The organism is Dokdonella fugitiva (assembly GCF_004342425.1).
Taxonomy (GTDB): domain Bacteria; phylum Pseudomonadota; class Gammaproteobacteria; order Xanthomonadales; family Rhodanobacteraceae; genus Dokdonella_A; species Dokdonella_A fugitiva.
Window position 1 is genome coordinate 742,207 of record NZ_SLWQ01000001.1, and the last position, 20,978, is coordinate 763,184.

The window sequence follows — 20,978 nt, forward strand, 5'->3', positions numbered from 1 at the left end:
AACGGTGCGACTGACCACCGCCAATGTGCGATTCCTGGCGTTGATGGGCAGCCTCGTGCTCGTCGTCTTCGTCGGCTGGCTGGTGCGCCAGCGCGCCAGCGACGAGACCAACGACTCGTTCCGCTGGCTCAGCCACTCGCAGCAGGTGCGCGCGACGCTGTACGACCTCAACGCGGCGCTCGCCGAACTGCAGGCGTCGGCGTATGCGACGCGCCTGGTGCCCGGCGACGACGCCGTGCGCGCGCGCTATGCGGGTGCGCACGCGCGCTTCGAGCCGCTGCTGGCGCAGCTGCGCGAACTCACGATCGACAATCCGTCGCAGCAGGAACGGATCGGTTTCCTGCGCGCCCGGCTCGACGCGGCGGGCGCCGAACTCGACCACATCGTCGACGGCCAGGACCCCTCGGCACTGATCGCCCGCGTCGCGATCGGCGACATCACCGAGGACCTGCTCGCCGAGGAGAACCGACTGGCGCTCGAGCGCCAGCGGCACACCGATGCGCGCGTCGCCTTCGCCGAGTTCGTGACGATCGCGACCGCGATCGCGCAGGTGCTGCTGCTCGGCGGCGTGCTGTGGGTCGCCGAGAAGCAGACCGCGCGCCGCATCGATGCCGAAGCGGGCGCGCGCAGCGCGGTCGGGCGCGCCCGCCTCATCGTCGAGTCGGTGCGCGAGCCGATCGCCGTGGTCGATGCGGACCTTTCCCTCGTGCACGCGAACCGCGCGTTCAGCGAGTTCTACGGCATCCCGTCGCCCGAGGGCGCCGCGCTCGAGGGCATTGGGGGCTGGGGTGACGCGGCGCTGCTGCAGCGCCTGCGCGACGTGGTCGGGCAGCGCCGCGAGCTCTGGGACTTCGAGACCGAGCAGGAGGACGCCGACGGCAACCGCCGCCGGGTCATCGTCAATGCGCGGGCGATCGACTTGCCCGACACCGACCGGCCGGCCGCCCTCCTCACGGTCAGCGACATCACCGCGCGCAAGCATTCCGAGGAACAGGTGCTCGAGCTCAACCGCCAGCTGTCCGGCAAGATCGAGCAGGTCACCGAGGTCAATCGCGAACTCGAGGCGTTCTCCTATTCCGTCTCGCACGACCTGCGCGCGCCGTTGCGCCACATCGCCGGCTTCGCCGACAAGCTCGGCGCGCAGCTCGGCGACGAACGCGACGCCAGGCTCGCCCACTACTGCGCGGTGATCGCCGATTCGGCGCGCCGCATGTCGTCCCTGATCGAGGACCTGCTCGCCTACTCGCGCCTCGGGCGGCACGCGCTGCGCCTGCAGCCCGTCGACCTGCAGTCGCTCGTCGAGGAAGTGCGCTCGACCCTCATGTCGGCGGTGGAGGACCGACGCGTGCAGTGGCAGGTCGCGCCGCTTCCGGTCGTCATCGGCGACGCCTCGATGCTGCGCCTGGCCTGGCAGAACCTGCTCGACAACGCGCTGAAGTACACTGCCGGCAGGGAGCCGGCGCAGATCGAGATCGGCTGCCGCGACGACGGTGACGCGCGGGAGTTCTGGGTGCGCGACAACGGCGTCGGCTTCGACATGAAGTACGCGGACAAGCTGTTCGGCGTGTTCCAGCGTCTGCACAAGGCATCGGAGTTCGAAGGTACCGGCATCGGCCTCGCGTCCGTGCGCCGCATCGTCGCGCGGCACGGCGGGCGCACCTGGGGCGAGGGCGAGACCGGCACGGGCGCAACCATCCATTTCACGCTGCCGCGACACGAATCCATCCGGGAGTGACCACCTTGATCCGCGAAATCCGCTCCATCCTGCTCGTCGAGGACAGCCTCGCCGACGCCGAGATGACCATCGACGCGCTGCGCGAGGCACGCATCGCCAACCCGATCGTGCACGTCGAGGACGGCGTCGATGCACTCGACTTCCTGCACGCGCGCAACGCATTCGCCGACCGCCGCGACGGCAATCCGGTGGTCGTGCTGCTCGACATCAAGATGCCGCGCATGGACGGCATCGAGGTGCTGCGCGAGATCCGCGCCAACGAGTCGACGCGCTCGATACCGGTGGTGATCCTGTCCTCGTCGCGCGAGGAGCGCGACCTCGCCGCGAGCTGGGACCTCGGCGTGAACGCCTACGTGGTCAAGCCGGTCGACGCGAGGCAGTTCTTCGACGCGGTGCAGACGCTCGGCCAGTTCTGGGCCGTCATGAACGAAGCGCGCCCCGAGGCCTGATGGCGGACGCCTCGCCCGCGCTGCGCGTGCTGCTGGTCGAGGACAGCGAGCTCGATGCCGAGCTCGTGCTCGACCAGCTGCGCGACGACGGCCTCGAGGTCGACTGGCGCCGGGTCGAGGATGAAGCCGGTTTCGCCGGCGCGCTCGCGACGTTCACGCCGGACATCGTTCTGTCCGACCTCAGCATGCCGGAGTTCTCCGGCTACCGCGCGCTGGATATCGCGCGCGACACCGCGCCGCGGGTGCCGTTCCTGTTCGTGTCGGGCACGATCGGCGAGGACGCGGCGGTCGAGGCGCTGCGCCGCGGCGCGACCGACTACGTGCTCAAGGACAACCTCGCGCGGCTGGCGAGCGCGGTGCGCCGCGCGCTCGCCGAGGCGGAGGACAAGCGCGCGCGCGACGCGGCCGAAGCCGAACTGCTGCGCGTGCAGCGCTACGAGAGCCTCGCCCTGCTCGCGTCGGGCCTCAGCCATGACCTGCGCAACGTGCTGCAGCCGATCGCGATGGGCGTGGCGATGCTGCGCGACGATCCGAACGAGGAAATCCGCAAGATCGGCCGGCTGATCGGCGAATCGACCCAGCGCGGCCTCGACATCGTCGCCTCGATGCTCTCGTTCGCACGCGGCTCGCGCGCGGCGGCGCACCGCATGTCGATCGCCTCGCTGATCGACGGCCTCGCGATGTTGCTGCGTGGCAGCCTCGCCAGCGACGTGCAGTTCGTCGTCGACGCGCCGGAGCGGGCGCTGGAAATCGAAGGCAACGCGACCGAGCTGCAGCAGTGCCTGCTCAACCTCTGCCTCAACGGCGCGCAGGCGATGCCCGCGGGCGGCACGCTGCGCGTGACGGTGCGCCCGCTGCTGCTCGACGAATCGTTCTTCGAGGCGGGCGAGAGCGCGCGACCCGGGCGCTTCCTCTGCATCGCGATCAGCGACACCGGCATCGGCATGTCGAAGGACGTGCGCGACCGGCTGTTCAAGCCGTTCTTCACGACCAAGGAAAAGGGCACCGGGCTCGGCCTGCTGTCGTGCCAGCGCATCCTCGCCAACCATGGCGGCGTGATCCGCGTCGAGAGCGAACCCGGCAAGGGCTCGACGTTCTCGCTCTACGTGCCGATGCCTGCGGCCGGCGCGGACGCGGGCGGGCCGGCCGCGATCGAACGCGGCCACGGCGAGCGCGTGCTCGTCGTGATCGAGCGCGAGAGCAAGCTCGTCATGCTGCAGGACATCATAGAGTCGAGCGGCTACGCGGTGACGGCCGCCGACAACGGCGCGGTCGCGATGCAATCGATCGAACGCGACGGCCTGCCCGACGTCGTGCTCATGGACGGTCGCATGACCCTGATGACCGGCGTCATGACGGCCTCGCACCTGCTCGAACGCGACTATCGCGGCCCGCTGATCCTGATCGCCGCGCCGGCCGAGCGCGCGGCGATCGAGCCCGACCTGCCACCGTTGCCGCGCATCCGCTTCATCGACCGGCCGGTCGACCCGGACCAGCTCCTCGCCGTGCTCGCCGAGGAAGTCCGCGCGCGCTGACGCGCGCGGCGGATGCCTCACGCCGGCACGAACTCGAGCGCGGCCGAATTCATGCAGTAGCGGTTGCCGGTCGGCGGCGGCCCGTCCGGGAACACGTGGCCGAGGTGGCTGTCACAGCGTGCGCAGCGGATTTCCGTGCGCACCATGCCGTGGCTCGTGTCGCGGATCTCGCGCACGTGCGCGGGGTCGAACGGCGCATGGAAGCTCGGCCAGCCGGTCCCCGACTCGAACTTCGTGACCGAACGGAACAACGGCAACCCGCACAGCCGGCAGGCGAACACGCCTTCGCCGTGCTCGTGCAGGAGGCCGCCGCAGAACGGCCGCTCGGTGCCGTGCTCGAACAGCACATAGCGCTCCTCCGGCGTCAGCCGCGCGGCGAGTTTCTCGCGTTCGGCCGCGGAGAGCGGCGTGAGGTCATGGCCCGATGCGGACGTCGTCATGCGAGGCCTCCGTCCTTCGGCCCGTCGGCGCGCAGCCAGTCGCCGAACTGCTTGCGCAGCTTGGCCACCTTCGGCGCGGCGACCGCGGCGATGTACGCCTGCTCCGGGTGCAGCGCGGCGTAGTTCTGGTGGTAGCGCTCGGCGTCGTGGAACGCCTCCAACGGCACCAGTTGGGTCGCGATCGGCGCATTGAACACCTTCGCCGCGTCGAGCTGGCGGATGTATGCGGCGGCGACCTCGCGCTGGGTGTCATCGGCGTGGAACACGACCGATCGGTACTGGCGGCCGCGGTCGTTGCCCTGGCGGTCGACCTGGGTCGGATCGTGCGCGACCGCGAAGAACACCTTGAGCAGGCGCCCGTAGCTGATGCGCCGCGGATCGAAGCGGATCGACACTGCCTCGGCGTGGTCGGTCGCGCCGCTGCAGACGCGCTCGTAGTTCGCGCTCGCCGCATCGTCGCCGCTGTAGCCCGAGGTCACCTCGAGCACGCCGTCGAGCTCGCGGAACACGGCCTCCACGCACCAGAAGCAGCCGCCCGCGAGTACCGCGCGCGCCTCGTGCACGCCGGGTGCGGGCGCCGGGTCGAACGCGGCGTCGGGAACGAGGGAGCGGTCGACGGCCAGGCCGGCGCCGGGGATGTCGCAAACGGCATTCATGCGATGACTCCTCAGGGAAGTGGGAACGCGCTGGTTCGGAAGGCCCGGACCCGACGGCCTGCGGGATCAGGACAGGTCCACGGCGAAGTTCCTTGCAGATGCAGGCGCGCGCGGCGAATGCAAGCGTGGCGCGCGACCATGCAGGAACCGTGCAGGCGTGTTGTAAAGATGGATTTACGCCGCGCCATGTCCCGCCGTTCAGGTGCGGCTGCTAGCCTTCGCGCAGCGCCGGCGGAGTACCGGCCCCCTGTCGGAAGGAAGATCCATGTCGCGTTGGAAGCTCGCGCTCATCGTCGTCGTCCTGCTCGTCGCCGGCCTCGTCGGCTGGCGCATCTTCCACTCCGGTGCCGCGCCCGCAGGCGCGGGCCGGCGTGGCGCGGGGGCCAATGCCGACGCGCCCGTCCCCGTCACGGTCGTCGCCGCGGTCAACCGCGACGTGCCCGTCTACCTCACCGCGCTCGGCACCGTGCAGGCGCTGAATACCGTGACCGTCAATGCGCAGGTCGGCGGCCAGCTCATGGCGCTGCACTTCGCCGAAGGCCAGGAAGTGAAGCAGGGCGACCTGCTCGCCGAGATCGACCCGCGCACCTACCAGGCGGCGCTCGACCAGGCCGTCGCGAAGAAGAAGCAGGACGCCGCGCAGCTTTCGGCTTCGCAGAGCACGCTCGCGCGCTACGAGGAACTCATCAAGAAGAACTTCGTCTCGGCGCAGGACCTCGAGAACCAGCGCCAGACCGTGCGCCAGCAGCAGGCGCTGATCGCCGCCGACGATGCCGCGATCGCCAGCGCGCGCACGCAACTCGGCTACACGCGCATCACCGCGCCCATCAGCGGCATCGCCGGCATCCGCCAGGTCGACGTCGGCAACATCGTGCAGGCGAACGCGGGCAGCGGCATCGTCGTGCTGACCCAGGTGCATCCGATCAACGTGATGTTCACCCTGCCCGAGCAGAACCTCGAAGGCGTGCGCAGCGCGCAGGCCGCGGCCGCGGCCGGGCTCGAAGTGGCCGCCCTGGATCGCACCGATGCGCACGTGATCGCGACCGGCGCGCTCAAGGTCATCGACAACCAGATCGACACGACGACCGGCACGTTCAAGCTGAAATCGGAATTCGCCAATGCCGACGCCGCGCTGTGGCCGGGCCAGTTCGTCAACGTACGCGTGAAGCTGCGCACCGTCGCCGGCGGCTTGGTCGTGCCGGCGACCGCGGTGCAACGCGGCCCCGAGGGCAATTACGTCTACGCGCTGCAGGCGGATGGCACGGTCGCGATGAAACCCGTCACCACCGCGGGCGATGCCGGCGACGACGCCGTGCTCGTCGCGAGCGGCATCGCCGCCGGCGACAAGGTCGTCACCGAAGGCCAGTTCCGCCTCAAGCCCGGCAGCAAGGTACAGGCGCTCGCGCCGGGCGAGGCGCCGGCGCCGCCGAGTGCGCAGGAGCTGTCGAAACTCAAGGATTCGGGCGCGCCGCAGCAGCGGCGCGGCGGACGGCGCGGGGGCGGCTGATGCGCGACTCCCTCCGCCGCCTGCGTCACGCCACGGCCGGTTGACGCCAGCATGGGTTTCTCCGCCCTGTTCATCCGCCGGCCGATCGCGACCTCGCTTCTCATGGTCGCGCTGCTCCTGCTCGGCATCATCGGCTGGCGCGCACTGCCGGTCGCCGCGCTACCGGACGTCGACGCGCCGAGCCTGATCGTGACGACGCAGTATCCGGGCGCGAGCGCATCGACGATGGCCGCGCTCGTGACCACGCCGCTCGAGCGCCAGTTCGGGCAGATCTCCGGCATCGTCACGATGAGTTCGGACAGCTCGGCCGGGCTGTCGACGATCATCATCACGTTCGACCAGGGCCGCGACATCGACGCGGCCGGCCAGGACGTGCAGTCGGCGATCAACGCCGCGCGCGGCACCCTGCCTTCGAACCTGCCCTACCCGCCGGTCTACAACAAGGTCAATCCGGCCGACGCGCCGATCCTGACCTTGATGCTCACGTCCGACACGCGGCCGTTGCGCGAGGTCAACGACTACGCCGACAGCATCCTCGCGCAGCGCCTGTCGCAGGTCGGCGGCGTCGGCCTCGTCAGCATCGCGGGCAACGTGCGCCCCGCGGTGCGCGTGCAGGTGAACCCGGCGCAGATCGCCAACCTCGGCCTGACGATGGAGGACGTGCGCAGCGCGCTGACCCAGGCCAACGTCAACGCGCCGAAGGGCAGCCTCAACGGCACGGTGCAGAGCTACAGCATCGGCACCAACGACCAGCTCGCCGACGCGGCGGAATACCGCTCGACGATCGTCAGTTACCGGAACGGCGCACCGGTGCGCCTGTCGGACATCGCGCGCGTCGTCGACGGCGTCGAGAACGACCAGCTCGCGGCATGGGCGAACAGCAAGCCCGCGGTGCTGCTCGACATCCGCCGCCAGCCTTCGGCGAACATCGTCAAGACGGTCGAGGACATCCGCAAGGAACTGCCCGCGCTGCGCGCGCTGCTGCCCGCGGACGTGCACCTGGACGTGTTCTCCGACCGCACGGTGACGATCCGCGCGTCGGTCGAGGACGTCGAGTTCACGCTAGTGCTCACCGTGCTGCTCGTGATCGCGGTGATCTTCGTGTTCCTGCGCCGCCTGTGGGCGACGGTGATCCCGAGCATCGCCGTGCCACTCTCGCTGCTCGGCACGTTCGGCGTGATGGCGTTCGCCGGCTTCTCGCTCGACAACCTGTCGCTGATGGCGCTCACCGTCGCGACCGGCTTCGTCGTCGACGATGCGATCGTCATGATCGAGAACATCGTGCGCTACCTCGAGGGCTATTCGCGACGCGGCCCCTCATCCGGCCCTTCGGGCCACCTTCTCCCCGCGCCGCGGGGAGAAGGGGATGACGAGCGACCTTCGGTCGCCGCGGCCATCATGGGCGCGAAGGAGATCGGCTTCACCGTGCTGTCGCTGACCGTGTCGCTGATCGCGGTGTTCCTGCCGCTGCTGCTCATGCCCGGCGTGACCGGCCGCCTGTTCCACGAGTTCGCCTGGGTGCTGACGATCGCGGTCGCGATCTCGATGTTCATCTCACTGACCCTGACACCGATGATGTGCGCGTACCTGCTCAAGGCGGACGCGCTGCCGGCCGGCGACCACGCGCACGACGACCCCGCGCATGCGGGCAAGCGCGACCTGTGGACGCGCATCGTCGACGTCTACGCACGCAGCCTCGACTGGGTGCTCGCGCGCCAGCCGCTGATGCTGCTCGTCGCCTCGGCGACCGTCGTCGTGACGATCGCCTTGTACGTGCTGATCCCGAAGAGCCTGCTGCCCGAACAGGACACCGGCCTGGTCGCCGGCGTCGTGCAGGCCGACCAGAACATCGCGTTCCCGGCGATGGAGCAGCGCACGAAGGCGGTCGCCGATGCGGTGCGCCAGGTGCCCGGCGTCGCCGGCGTCGCCGCGTTCGTCGGCGCGGGCTCGGTCAACCCGACGCTCAACCAGGGCCAGCTCAGCATCGTGCTGAAGCCGCGCGGCGAGCGCGGCGGCCTCGCCGAGGTCGTGCCCGCGCTGCAGCGCGCGGCCGCGCACATCCCCGGCGTCGCGCTCTACCTCAAGCCGGTACAGGACGTCGCACTCGACACGCGCGTCGCGCCGACCGAATACCAGTACGCGTTGTCGGAAGTGAATTCGAGCGAGCTCGCCGGCTTCGCCGCGCGCATGACCGAGGCGCTGCGCAAGCGGCCCGAGCTCGCCGACGTGGACAACAACCTTGCCACGCAGGGCAATGCGCTGCACCTCACGATCGACCGCGAGAAGGCGAGCCGGCTCGGCGTGCCGGTGCAGACGATCGACGACACGCTCTACGACGCGTTCGGCCAGCGCCAGATCTCGACGATCTTCACCCAGCTCAACCAGTACCGCGTCGTGCTCGAGGTCGCGCCCGAGTTCCGCACGAGCAAGGCGCTGCTCGACCAGCTCACCGTGCGTGGCAACGGCAACGGCGCGCTGACCGGCAGCAACGCGACCACGCTCGGCCAGGCGACGTCGAGCAATTCGGCGACGCCGTCAGGCATCGGCAGTACCGGCAACGTCGGCATCACGCTCGGCGCCGGCGGCGCGATCCCGCTGTCGGCCCTCGCGAGCGCGACCGAGACGAACGCGCCGCTCGTGGTCAGCCACCAGGACCAGCTGCCCGCGGTGACGATCTCGTTCAACCTCGCGCGCGGCCATTCGCTGTCCGATGCGGTCGACGCGATCCATGCGGTCGAGGCGGAATTGAAGCTCCCGCCGCAGGTGCGCGGGCAGTTCGTCGGCAAGGCGGCCGAATTCTCTTCCTCGCTCACCGACGAGGTATTGCTGCTGCTCGCCGCGGTGGTGGTGATCTACATCGTGCTCGGCGTGCTCTACGAGAGCTACATCCATCCGATCACGATCATCTCGACCCTGCCGCCGGCGGGCGTCGGCGCGCTGCTCGCGCTGATCGCGTGCGGCATGAGCCTGTCGGTCGACGGCATCGTCGGCATCGTGCTGCTGATCGGCATCGTCAAGAAGAACGCGATCATGATGATCGACTTCGCGATCGAGGCGCAGCGCGACGGCATGAAACCGCACGAGGCGATCCGCCGCGCCTGCCTGCTGCGTTTCCGGCCGATCATGATGACGACCGCGGCCGCCCTGCTCGGCGCACTGCCGCTTGCGCTCGGCAACGGCATCGGTTCGGAACTGCGCAAGCCGCTCGGCGTGTCGATCGTCGGCGGCCTGCTGCTGTCGCAGCTGATCACCCTGTACACGACGCCGGTGATCTACCTCTATTTCGAGCGCTTGTCGGACTGGGCGCGACGGCGCCGTGCGGCGCGCGCGCGGATGATCGCGCAGCCGAGGTCGGCATGACGTTCCCCGTCCGCACGCCGCCGCGCCGGCCCGAGCCTCCGCCCGCGCGGCACGGGGGATCGCGATGAACATCTCCGCGCCGTTCATCCGCCGCCCGATCGCGACGTCGCTGCTCGCGATCGGCCTGTTCGTCGCGGGGGCGATCTGCTACTTCCTGCTCGGCATCGCCGCGCTGCCGAACCTCGAGCCGCCGGTGATCTTCGTCAGCGCGAGCCAGCCCGGCGGCAGCGCCGACGTGATGGCGGCGACCGTCGCCGCGCCGCTCGAGCGCCATCTCGGCCAGATCCCGGGCATCGACACGATCAACTCGACGAGCAGCGAGAACAGCGCGTCGGTGATCCTCATCTTCGACGGCAGCCGCAAGGTCGACGACGCCGCGCGCGACGTGCAGGCCGCGATCAATGCGGCTGCGCCGGACCTGCCCGCGGGGCTCACCAACGCGCCGACCTACCGCAAGGCGAACCCGAACAACCAGCCCGTGCTCGCGCTCGCGCTGACCTCCGACACCGAGCCGCTGTCGAAACTCTACGACTACGCCGATTCGCTGATCGCGCAACGTATCCGCCAGCTGCCCGGCGTCAGCGACGTGGACGTCGCCGGCGGCGCGACGCCCGCGGTGCGCGTGGACCTCAACCTGCGTGCGCTCAATTCGATGGGCCTGTCGCCCGACCAGTTGCGCAACGCGCTGACCGCGGCGAACGTGACCTCGCCACAGGGTTTCCTCTCCGACGGCCGCACGACGATGGCGGTGTCGGCGAACGACGCGCTGCACACGGCGGCGGAGTTCGCCGACCTCGTCGTTGCGGTGAGGAATGGCGTGCCGGTGCGCCTCAGCGACGTCGCCAACGTGCGCGACGGACAGCAGGACCAGTACCAGGCCGCGTGGTACGGCACGCGCCGCGCGATCCTGTTGTTCGTCCGCAAGCAGGCCGATTCGAACGTCATCGCGACGGTCGACAGCGTCAAGGCGGAAATCCCGGTGTTGCAGACGTGGCTTCCGGCCGGCGTGACGCTGACGCCGTTCTTCGACCGCACGCCGATCATCCGCGCTTCGATCGACGAGGTGCAGGTCAGCCTGCTGATCAGCCTCGGCATGGTCATCGTCACGATGGCGCTGTTCCTGCGCCGCCTCGCGCCGACCCTGATCGCGGCGACTGCGGTACCGCTGTCGATCGCCGGCGCGTTCATCGTCATGTACGTGCTCGGCTTCACGCTCGACAACATGTCGCTGATGGCGCTGGTGATCGCGATCGGCTTCGTCGTCGACGACGCGATCGTGGTCATCGAGAACGTGATCCGCCACGTCGACGCGGGCATGCCGCGCCTGGAGGCGACCCTGCGCGGCGCGAAGGAGATCGGTTTCACGATCGTCTCGATCACCGCCTCGCTGGTCGCGGTGTTCGCGCCGGTCATGTTCGCGAGCGGCATCACCGAGCAGTTCTTCAAGGAATTCAGCATCACGTTGATCGCGGCGATCCTGTTCTCGGCACTCGTCTCGCTGACGCTGACGCCGGCGCTGTGCGGGCGCTTCCTGTCGCCGCACGCCGAGGCGAAACCGTCACGGCTCGGCGCGCGCATCGATGCGATCCATGCCGGCATGCTCGGCGTGTATCGCCGTCTGCTCGACCACGCGCTGCGCTGGCCGCGCCTGACCGCGCTGCAGCCGCTGCTGCTGATCGTCGTGACCGTGTTCCTCATGCGCTTCCTGCAGAGCGGCCTGTTCCCGCAGCAGGACACCGGCATGCTGCAGGGACGCATCAGCGCGGGTGCGGACATCTCGCCGCCGCGCATGATGGAGCAGACGCAGAAACTTGCCGCGCTGGTCATGCAGGATCCCGCGGTGGACAGCGTCGGCTCGCGCCTCGGCGGCGGCTTCGGCCGCGGCGGCGGCGGTTCGGGCCAGCTCTACATCACGCTCAAGCCGCTCGCCGAACGCCACGGCGAGTCGACGTTCGCGGTGATGACGCGGCTCAATCGCGCCGCGCAGGCGATGCCCGGCGTGCAGATGCGCCTGCGCCCGGTGCAGGACCTGCCGAGCGGGGGCGGCGGCGGTGGCGGTGGTGGCGGCGGGCAGTACCAGGTCCAGCTCAAGGGCAACGACATCGCGAGCCTGCAGCAATGGACGCCGAAGCTCGTCGAGGCACTGAAGAAGGTGCCGCAACTGCGCGACGTCGGCAGCGACGTCGACGAATCGGGCCCGCGCCAGACGCTCGTCGTCGATCGCGACAGCGCGACGCGCCTGGGCATCAGCGTCGCCGCGGTCGACAGCGCGCTCAACGACGCATTCGGCCAGCGCCAGGTGTCGACGATCTATTCCGACGTCAACCAGTTCAAGGTCGTGCTCAGCGCGCTGCCGAACCAGGCGACCGACCCGGGCTCGCTCGAACGTCTCTACGTGCGCTCGAACTCCGGCGCGATGGTGCCGATCACCGCGGTCACGAAGATGGTCGACGGCATCGCACCGACCGAGGTGAGCCACGAAGGCCAGTTTTCGACGATGAGCCTCAGCTTCAACCTCGCCCCGGGCGTGAGCATGGGCCAGGCGCAGGCGATCATCGAGGGCACGATTTCGGGCATGCGCCTGCCCGGCGACATCCGCCTCGACTTCGCCGGCGACTTCCGCAACTTCCAGCGCCAGCAGGGCGACAGCTCGCTGCTGATCTTCGGCGCGATCATCGTCGTCTACATCGTGCTCGGCATGCTCTACGAGAGCCTCATCCACCCGGTCACGATCCTCTCCACCCTGCCGTCGGCCGGCGTCGGCGCGCTGCTCGCGATGATCCTCACCGGCACGGAGCTCTCGGTCGTATCGATGATCGCGATCGTGCTGCTGATCGGCATCGTCAAGAAAAACGCGATCATGATGGTCGACTTCGCGCTCGTCGCCGAACGCGAACACGGCCTCGCGCCGCTCGAGGCGATCCGCGAGGCCTCGCTGGTGCGTTTCCGCCCGATCATGATGACCTCGATGGTCGCGATCTGCGCCGCGCTGCCGCTCGCGATCGGCTTCGGTGTCGGCTCGGAACTGCGCCGCCCGCTCGGCATCGCGATGATCGGCGGCCTGATCGTCTCGCAGAGCCTCACGCTGCTGTCGACGCCCGCGATCTACCTCATCTTCGCGCGCATGAGCGAGCACCGCCGCCGGCGCCGCGAAGAACGCCGCGCGCGGCGCGCCGCGGTCGCGCGCGCGCGTTCCGCCTGAAAGGGACGCCTGGAACGCGGAGCACACCGGGCACACGAAGAAGGGATATCGGCCCAGGGTTGGCGTCGTCGTGGGATCGGTCTCGCTTTCCGGCGATGGGTTCCGGCACCGGGAGAGGCGGAAAGCGTGCGACACCCGGCCGGACGGCATACCACCATCCCCGCGCGGCGCAGCGCCGGATCGACTCGATGCGCTTCCCTTCGTGTCCTTCGTGGTTTCGGTCTTCCGCTTCACTCGTCCACGATGTCGCCCACGTCCTGCGTGCCGTCGCCGTACGGCACGTCGAAACCTTCCTTGAAGATCACGAGCGCGTTCGTGTCGCTCACGGGCGCGGCGCCGGTCGCGGTCACGTCGACCGTCGCCATGGCGTCTTCCGCGTCGATGCGCACCGGCAGTTGCAGCACCCAGGTCGCGCGCGCGCCGGGCGGCAAGGTGGCGAGGTCGTCGAGCGGCCCGCTGCCGCTCGCGGTGCAGGTCGCGCCGTCGGTGCCGGGGTAGCAGGTCCAGCTTGCAGCGGCTGCATCCCACGCCGGCGAAAGCGTGGCGGTGACGGCCACGCCGCTCGCCGCGGTCGTGCCGTTGTTGGTCAGCGTGACGACGTAGGCGAGCGTCTGGCCGTAGCGCGCGAAGGCGTGGCCGTCGCTCGCCTCGAGCACGAGCGCGCCCTGGCCGGCGCGCGCGGTCGGCGCGATGGATGCGGACATGCCCGCGAGCGCGATGCAGGACGCGCGGATCAGTGCGTTCATCAAGGTGCTTCCTCCGTCGATGCGATGTCGCCGTCGAACCCGTCGCGGAAGATCACGATCGTCGCACTGTCGTGCAGCGCGTCGATCCCTGCGGCGGTGAACGTGAAGTCGAGCGTGCCCGCGGTGGTCGAGGTCGACACCGGCACGTGGATCAGCCAGGTCATGCTCACGCCCGGCGGGATCGTCACGCTGTCGTTGATCGGGCCCGCACCGGCGGCGAGGCAACTCGCGTCGACGCTGCCTGCGATGCACTGCCAGTTCGCCGACGCGACATCCGCGCCGCCGGCGAAGCTCGCCTGCACCTGGGCCAGCGCCGGTGCATTGCCGCTGTTGGCCAGCGTGACCACGTAGTCGACGATCTCGCCGTAGGTCACGTAGGCCGGGGCGCCCTGCGTGAGCGAGAGTGCGAGGTGTGGCATCGCCGGCGGCTGCACGATGTCCGAGCCGACGTAGGTCACCTCGTGCAACGGATATGCCGCCGCCATCGTCACGCCGGTGCCGCCGATGTTGGCGACGGCGCCGGCGGGCAGGCCAGGATCGGCGAACCACGACGGCGTGCCCACGACCCATGCGCTCGCGTCGAAACCGTCCTGGTCGATGACGGAATACGAATCCGCCGTCACGGCCGGAACACCCTGCGTCACATGCGCGCCCTGCGCGATCACGCGCACGTGCGGGAATCCTCGCAGCAGCGGGAACGGATAGCCGGCGACCCACGTGGCGGTCGTGTCCCACGATCCGCTCGCGATCGGGCCCTGCGACAGCCATTGCGTCCGCGTCAGACCCGTCGCGCCGGCGACATCGCCCGAACCCACGCCCGTGGGGCCGGCGTCGCCGTCCCAGAAGTCCTCGAGGTAGACGCCGCCGTTGTCGGCGCCGACCAGTTGGCCCGCGTAGTTGAGGCTGGCGGGATCCGTGGCGACGCCGAGCTCGCTGCTGGCGTAGCTGTGACCGAGGCTGCCATCGACGTTGGCGCCGACCAGCCCGCCGACGATGCCGAGGTCATAGCTGCCGCTGCTGCCGGCAACCGCCTCGACGCGGGCCCGGCCGTAGCTCGCGTCGATGCTGCTCCCGTCGAGCACGGCGACCAGCCCCGCGGCAACGGCCTGCTCGATCTCGCCGCTGGCCGGCGCGGCGATCGCCTTGACCTGGCCGGTGACGTAGACGTTGCGGGCTTCGCTGAGTTCGTCCATGCGCACGGCGAGGCCGGCCACATAGCCTGCGCCGATGATGTCGACGTCGCGCAGGCCGAGGTTGCGCAGGCTGCCGCCCGTGACCCATGCGAACAGTCCGGCGACCGCGCCGGGATTGCGCACCGCGAGGCCGCGGATGACGTGATGCTGGCCGTCGAGTTCGCCGGTGAAGGGATCGGCTGCCGAAGCACCCACCGGGGCGAAGCCGGTCCGCGCCCACATGCCCGCGCTCCTGGCCGCGGTCCCGTCGTTGCGCCCGGTCTCGCCGGCATCGACATGACCGAACGACGTGTAGGGCCCGCCGAGCGTGTAGCGCGCGCCCTTCGCGAGGTTCATCAGCTGCAGCTGGTGCGCGTTCGTCAGCGTCGTCTGCCACTCGCTGCGCAGGAACGGGCGCGTTCCCTCGAACGCGACCCAGTCGCCGGCGAAGTTGAAGTTCGCATACGCGTTTTGCCCGAAGGCGTAATTCGCCGCGCCCGCTTGCGCCGGATCGCTGGTGACCGCGCCGACATTGGTCACCGCGGCGCCACCGCTGCCGACGGCGGCGGCGCGCCCGGTGCTGTAGCTGTCCCAGTAGCTGTTGCTGATGCTGCTGCTGGTGGTCGTGAGGCCCGCCAGGCCGCCGACATTGTTCGTGCCCGTCACCTGACCGCTGGCGTAGGAACGGCTGATCGTGCCGATGACGTGGTAACCCACGAGGCCGCCGGTGGAATGGGCCTGGGCCGCGGCCGCAACCGTGGAATAGGCCCTGTCGATGCTGCCGACATTGGCGCCGACGAGTCCGCCGACATCGAATGCAGCCGACACGCTGCCGCTGGCCCAGGCATCGACGATGCTGCCGTCGTTCTCGCCGGCCAGTGCGCCGATGTACTGGTTGCCGTGGACGTAAGCGTCTTCGACGCCGACGCCGCGCACCACGCCACCGCTGCCGATCATCGCGAACAGGCCGAGATAGCTCGTGTTGAAGCGGTCGACGTGAAGATGGGCGACCACGTGGCCGAGGCCGTCGAAGCGCCCGGTGAAGTAAGCGGGACCGATCGGCGCAAAACCCTGGCCACTGTTCCAGGTGCGCGTCGGCGTCGCGTCGATGTCCTCGAACAAGGCATATGCGCCGGCGACGTCGTGCTCGATCGCCTGCAGCTGATCGAGCGTCGATACCGGCGTGTACACGCGTGCGCTCGCGCCGCTCGCGCTTTCCGCCTTCACGTAGACCGCGCCCGGTACCGACTTCAGGTATGGCGTCGTGCGACCGTTCTGGTTTTCCCACACGGCGCCGTCGAAGCCGGCCGGCAACGCGGCGACGAGGCTGGCGAGCGTCGTCGCGCTACCGACCCCGTTGTCGGGGTGCAGGCCCGGCGTGTCGGTGACGAACCAGGCATGGCTGATCGCACTGGGTGTCGCCGAGCCGACGAGGGCGCTTGCACCGCCGCCCGAAACGCCACCGGTCGCGAACACGTTCTCGAGCGCGCTGCCACTGCCGCCGAATGACGTGCCCAGCAGTCCGCCCGCGCCGGTCGCGCCGGTCGCGTTGCCGGTCGCATAGGCGTCGCGGATCGTGCCCGACTGGGCGATGCCGACGAGGCCGCCCGCCGCGGCGCCGCTCACGTTGCCGCGTGCCCAGGCATGGCGGATCGAACCGCCCTCGCCGTTGCTGCCGACATGGTTGTAACCGACGAGGCCGCCGGCGCCGGCGTACTGTGCCGTCACGTTGCCGCTGGCCCAGGCATTGTTGATGTAGCCCGCGTTCTCCCCGAGCAGGCTGCCGGCGCCGTTGATGAGGCCGGTGTAGGTCACGTCGACCGCCGAATACACGTTGCTGACGACGCCGTTGTTGGTATAGGCGAGCGGCCCGATGCCCGACACGTTGCCGCGTTGCAGGCCGATATTGCGGATGACCGCGTCGCTCGCCACGGTCGTGAACATCACGAAGAGGCTGCCGTCGGTGGCGAGGCTCAACGCATGGCCGAGGCCGTCGAGGACGCCGTGGTGCTGGATGGCGAGCTGCTGGAAGCCCGCGAGCACGCCGATGTCGATGTCGGCGGCCAGCGCAACGCAACCTTCGAGGCTGCTGCCGGCAATGGCCTGGAGCCCGGCGGCATCACGGATCAGCGTGCAATCGGCGCCGTCGAGGCGCAACGCCTGCGCGCTGCCGGTGAAATCCACGCGCCCGATGAACGCATTGCCGGTCGACGCATTGCCGCCGAGCGCCATGTTGACGCCGCCCGCGGCGGAAGCCTCGAGCGCGAGGTTCGCGGAACCGGACGCGGTCATCACGGCGTTGACGTCGATCGCGCCGCCCGGTGCCGACAGCGTCAGCGTGTGCGCGCCCCAGCTCACCGTATCGTCGACGACGAGATCGCCGGATGCAGCGACGAGGCTGACGTCACCCGCGGCAAGCTGAGCCGACAGCTGCCTGCCCGTGATGTCGCCACCGACCGGCGCGATCCGGTAGTCGGCCCGCGCAGGCGCCGACGCCGCCACCGCCATCGCTGCCAGGACCCGTGCTGTCCACCACATTCGAATACCGATACTCCGCATGCCCTGTACCCCGATCTTTCGCCGATACCCACGCACGGCCGTTGTCCCACGAAGCTCGACGATTGAAACACGGAGCAGAGCAAGGGCTCGAGTGGTGAACCTCCCATGCTCCGTGTGCCACGTATTCCGATCGTTCCGGCTCCGTTCTTCCTTCGCGTCCGTGTGTTCCAGGCTTCGCCTTGAATTCCCCGCGTGCTCCGTGTGCCTCGTGTTTCAATCTTTGAAGCGCTTCAAGGCGACTCGCCCGCCTCGAAGCCGTCGCGGAACAGCACGATCGTCGAGCTGTCGTGCAGGGCCGCGATGCCGCTCGCGCCGAAGATGAAGTCGAGCGTGCCGGCCGGCGTCGAGGTCGATACCGGCACATGGATCAGCCAGGTCACGCTCACGCCCGGCGGGATCGTCACGCTGTCGTCGACAGGGCCGTTGCCGGCGATCGTGCAGGTCGCGCCGATGCTGCCGGGAATGCATTGCCACTGCGTGTTGCCGATGTCGGCGCCGCCGCCGAATGTCGCCTGCACCGCGAGGTTCGTCGCGGCGCCTTCGCCGGCGTTGACCAGCCGCACGACGTAGTCGACGACCTCGCCGTACGTCACCCAGGCGGGACCGGCCTGATCGAGCACGAGGCTCAGCGAAGGCGGGCCCGCCTCGACCGCGCCGAGGTCGCAATGCGTGCCCTGCGGGCGCGCCAGTCCGCGCTGGTCGTCCGCCTCGCAGGTGGCGTCGTCGCCGGCATCGACGGCGGAGCTGCCCGCGCCGGGCAGGTGCGTCGGCGTCGCGCCGCCGTTGTCGGCGAGCACGCCGAGGCGCGGATCGGCGCTGATGATCGCGCCGCTGCAGGCGACGCCGGCGGGACATCCGCCATCGACGACGCCGTGTGCCAGCGTCGCGGTGGCGCCGCCCGCGAGGGCAATTTCCGCTCCTGCGCCCACAGCGCTGTCGTTCCACAGCACGGCATTGCCCAGGCTCGCCGCGGCCACGCCACCGTCGGCGGCGGAGAGGTGGATCGCACCGCCATCGAGTGCGGCGTGATTGCCGCTGAAGGTCACGTTGCGCACCTGCAGATGCAGCGTGCCCGCGGAATCGGCCAGCCCATGGATCGCGCCGCCGTTGCCCGAACCGGCGCCATCGCCGGCGAGGTTGCCGCTGAAGGTAACGTTGCCGAGCTGCGGCGTGCCGCTGCCGCCCGCGTTGGAGCGCAGGCACAGCGCACCGCCTGCAGTGGACGCGGTGTTGCCGGCGAACGTCGAGTGCGCGATCACCGGATTGCTCGTGCCGGCACTGTTCGCGAACGACGCGCCACCACCACAGCCGGCACGGTTGCCGCGGAACAGCGCCTGGTCGAGCACCGGGCTGGCGTCGCCACCGTTGCTGCCGTCGGCGTGCAGCGCACCACCGTCGAGCGCGGCGTGGTTGCCGCTGAACACGACCCGCGCCAGCGTCGGGCTGCACGCGTTGCCCGCGCCGCGCCCATCGCAGGCGAGACCGCCGCCGTTGCCGTCCGCGCCGCTGCCGTCCGCGTGGCCGCCCGTGATGATGAAGCCGTCGAGCACGGTGGCCGCGTCGATCGGCAGGCCGGCCCCGCCCATGACGAGCACATGCAGGCTGTTCTCATCGGCCGATGCGTCCGTCGGCACGAGCGGATCAACGCCGTCGATCGCACCGGTGTCGTCGCCGGCGAGGTCGCCCGACAGCACGGTCGGCTGCGCCGACGGATCGCGCTGATCGAGCATGTCCTCGCTGCCGGCGAAGCCGCCGTACAGCGCCGTCAGTGGTCGCTGGCGGAACGCGGCCGCGCGTTCGGCCGCGGTGACGTTGCCCGCATCGACCGGCACGACGGGGCGGTAGACGCCACGCGCGACCCAGACCTCGGCGCAGCCCGCTTCGGCGAGTGCCGATTGCAGGTCGGTGTACGCATCGGCCCAGGAACTGCCGTCGTTCGCACCGGTCGCATCGGCGCGCACGTGGCAGCGGCGCGGATCGACGTAGGTGTAGTGGTCCGCGCCCGTCGTTGCGCTGGCACCGCCCACCGTCGTCACGACGACATCGACGACGCCGGCCGCGTGCGCCGGCGCGAACGCGGTGATCTGCGTCGCGCTGTCCACCGTGAACGACATCGCCGGCGTCGTGCCGAACTTCACGACCGACGCGCCGGCGAAACCCGTGCCGGTGATCTCGACTTCGGTGCCGCCGACGACCGGACCGCGGTCCGGCGCGATGCCTGTCACCGTCGGTGCCGCGACATACGTGTACGCGCCTGGCAGGTTGCCGTCGCCACCCGGCGAGGAGACGGTGACCGCCACCGCGCCGGCCGCGTGTGCAGGCGCCGTCGCGGTAATCCGTGTCGCGCTGTCGACCGTGAACGTCGCCGCGCTGCCGCCGAAGCTGACGCCGGTCGCGCTGGCGAAGTTCGTGCCGGTGATCGTCACCAGGGTCCCGCCGGACGACGGCCCCTCGGCCGGGGCAACATCCGTGATCATCGGCGCGGCGACATAGGTGTACGCGCTCGCCTTGTTGCCGGTGCCGCCCGGCGTCGTCACCGCGACCGCCACCGCACCCGCGCCATGCGCAGGCGTCGCCGCGGTGATCTGCGTCGCGCTGTTGACCGTGAACGCGGTCGCCGCGGTGCCGCCGAAGCTGACCGCGGTCGCGCCCGCGAGGTTCGTGCCGGTGATCACGACGCTGGTGCCGCCTGCGGCGGGACCCTGCGTCGGCGCGACGCCCGTGACCGTCGGCGCGGCGACATAGGTGTACGCGTTCGCCTTGCTGCCGGTGCCGCCCGGCGTCGTCACCGCGACGGTCACTGCACCCGCGGCATGCGCAGGCGTCGTCGCGGTGATCTGCGTCGCGCTGTTGACCGTGAACGCGGTCGCCGCGGTGCCGCCGAAGCTGACCGCGGTCGCGCCCGCGAGGTTCGTGCCGGTGATCACGACGCTGGTGCCGCCTGCGGCGGGACCCTGCGTCGGCGCGACGCCCGTGACCGTCGGCGCGGCGACATAGGTGTACGCGTTCGCCTTGCTGCCGGTGCCGCCCGGCGTCGTCACCGCGACGGTCACTGCACCCGCGGCATGCGCAGGCGTCGTCGCGGTGATCTGCGTCGCGCTGTTGACCGTGAACGCGGTCGCCGCGGTGCCGCCGAAGCTGACCGCGGTCGCGCCCGCGAGGTTCGTACCGGTGATCACGACGCTGGCGCCGCCCGCGGCGGGACCCTGCGTCGGCGCGACGCCCGTGACCGTCGGCGCGGCGACATAGGTGTACGCGCTCGCCTTGTTGCCGGTACCGCCCGGGGTCGTCACCGCGACCGCCACCGCACCCGCGGCATGCGCAGGCGTCGTCGCGGTGATCTGCGTCGCGCTGTTGACCGTGAACGCGGTCGCCGCGGTGCCACCGAAGCTGACCGCCGTCGCGCCCGCGAGGTTCGTGCCGGTGATCACGACGCTGGTGCCGCCCGCGGCGGGACCCCGCGTCGGCGCGACGCCCGTGACCGTCGGCGCGGCGACATAGGTGTACGCGTTCGCCTTGCTGCCGGTACCGCCCGGGGTCGTCACCGCGACCGCCACCGCACCCGCGGCATGCGCAGGCGTCGTCGCGGTGATCTGCGTCGCGCTGTTGACCGTGAA

At 70.3% G+C, this 20,978-nt stretch carries 11 protein-coding genes; 6 read left to right on the top strand and 5 right to left on the bottom strand.

The window, feature by feature from the left end:
- The first annotated feature begins 4 nt into the window (after positions 1–4).
- The 3 genes from EV148_RS03155 to EV148_RS03165 are packed head-to-tail and all read left to right on the top strand — an operon-like array spanning position 5 to position 3,719.
- A complete protein-coding gene (locus EV148_RS03155; RefSeq protein ID WP_241987954.1) occupies positions 5–1,735 on the top strand; it encodes a sensor histidine kinase in 1,731 nt (576 codons plus the stop codon).
- 8 nt (positions 1,736–1,743) lie between these two features.
- Positions 1,744–2,184: a response regulator gene (locus tag EV148_RS03160; RefSeq protein WP_131993961.1), complete on the top strand. Its 441-nt coding sequence runs from the start codon at positions 1,744–1,746 to the stop codon at positions 2,182–2,184.
- Positions 2,184–3,719, top strand: coding sequence for an ATP-binding response regulator (locus EV148_RS03165; protein WP_131993315.1), 1,536 nt, complete (start codon positions 2,184–2,186; stop codon positions 3,717–3,719). The genes EV148_RS03160 and EV148_RS03165 overlap by 1 nt, the downstream gene beginning before the upstream one ends.
- Positions 3,720–3,736: 17 nt before the next feature.
- Here EV148_RS03165 and msrB read toward each other — a convergent pair whose 3' ends face one another.
- Positions 3,737–4,159 carry a peptide-methionine (R)-S-oxide reductase MsrB gene (msrB, locus tag EV148_RS03170; protein ID WP_131993318.1) on the bottom strand — a complete coding sequence of 141 codons (423 nt, stop codon included), beginning with the start codon at positions 4,157–4,159 and terminating at the stop codon, positions 3,737–3,739.
- On the bottom strand, positions 4,156–4,815 hold the full coding sequence (gene msrA, locus EV148_RS03175; RefSeq protein WP_131993321.1) for a peptide-methionine (S)-S-oxide reductase MsrA: 660 nt from the start codon (positions 4,813–4,815) through the stop codon (positions 4,156–4,158). The genes msrB and msrA overlap by 4 nt, the downstream gene beginning before the upstream one ends.
- Positions 4,816–5,080: 265 nt before the next feature.
- Here msrA and EV148_RS03180 point away from each other — a divergent pair, with 265 nt between their 5' ends.
- The 3 genes from EV148_RS03180 (at position 5,081) to EV148_RS03190 (ending at position 12,884) form a co-directional block, all read left to right on the top strand.
- A complete protein-coding gene (locus EV148_RS03180; protein ID WP_131993324.1) occupies positions 5,081–6,322 on the top strand; it encodes an MdtA/MuxA family multidrug efflux RND transporter periplasmic adaptor subunit in 1,242 nt (413 codons plus the stop codon).
- A gap of 51 nt (positions 6,323–6,373) precedes the next feature.
- The gene (locus EV148_RS03185; RefSeq protein ID WP_131993327.1) at positions 6,374–9,682 is read left to right on the top strand and encodes an efflux RND transporter permease subunit; all 3,309 of its coding nucleotides are present in this window, start codon (positions 6,374–6,376) and stop codon (positions 9,680–9,682) included.
- Between the two features lie 64 nt (positions 9,683–9,746).
- Positions 9,747–12,884 carry an efflux RND transporter permease subunit gene (locus tag EV148_RS03190; RefSeq protein WP_131993330.1) on the top strand — a complete coding sequence of 1,046 codons (3,138 nt, stop codon included), beginning with the start codon at positions 9,747–9,749 and terminating at the stop codon, positions 12,882–12,884.
- 230 nt (positions 12,885–13,114) lie between these two features.
- Here EV148_RS03190 and EV148_RS18345 read toward each other — a convergent pair whose 3' ends face one another.
- From EV148_RS18345 to EV148_RS18620, 3 genes are all read right to left on the bottom strand, one after another.
- Positions 13,115–13,630 carry a DUF11 domain-containing protein gene (locus EV148_RS18345; protein ID WP_158287289.1) on the bottom strand — a complete coding sequence of 172 codons (516 nt, stop codon included), beginning with the start codon at positions 13,628–13,630 and terminating at the stop codon, positions 13,115–13,117.
- Complete coding sequence (locus EV148_RS03200; RefSeq protein ID WP_158287290.1) at positions 13,630–17,304, bottom strand: GLUG motif-containing protein; 3,675 nt, start codon at positions 17,302–17,304, stop codon at positions 13,630–13,632. The genes EV148_RS18345 and EV148_RS03200 overlap by 1 nt, the downstream gene beginning before the upstream one ends.
- A gap of 287 nt (positions 17,305–17,591) precedes the next feature.
- A partial coding sequence (locus EV148_RS18620) for an IPT/TIG domain-containing protein (protein ID WP_199222701.1) occupies positions 17,592–20,978 on the bottom strand: 3,387 nt, incomplete at its 5' end.

What these genes read in the sequence shown, in the direction of transcription:
- EV148_RS03165 (WP_131993315.1), top strand. Translation starts at nt 2,184, where the DNA reads ATGGCGGACGCCTCGCCCGCGCTGCGCGTGCTGCTGGTCGAGGACAGC.
- msrB (WP_131993318.1), bottom strand. Translation starts at nt 4,159, where the DNA reads ATGACGACGTCCGCATCGGGCCATGACCTCACGCCGCTCTCCGCGGCC.
- msrA (WP_131993321.1), bottom strand. Translation starts at nt 4,815, where the DNA reads ATGAATGCCGTTTGCGACATCCCCGGCGCCGGCCTGGCCGTCGACCGC.
- EV148_RS03180 (WP_131993324.1), top strand. Translation starts at nt 5,081, where the DNA reads ATGTCGCGTTGGAAGCTCGCGCTCATCGTCGTCGTCCTGCTCGTCGCC.
- EV148_RS03185 (WP_131993327.1), top strand. Translation starts at nt 6,374, where the DNA reads ATGGGTTTCTCCGCCCTGTTCATCCGCCGGCCGATCGCGACCTCGCTT.
- EV148_RS03190 (WP_131993330.1), top strand. Translation starts at nt 9,747, where the DNA reads ATGAACATCTCCGCGCCGTTCATCCGCCGCCCGATCGCGACGTCGCTG.
- EV148_RS18345 (WP_158287289.1), bottom strand. Translation starts at nt 13,630, where the DNA reads ATGAACGCACTGATCCGCGCGTCCTGCATCGCGCTCGCGGGCATGTCC.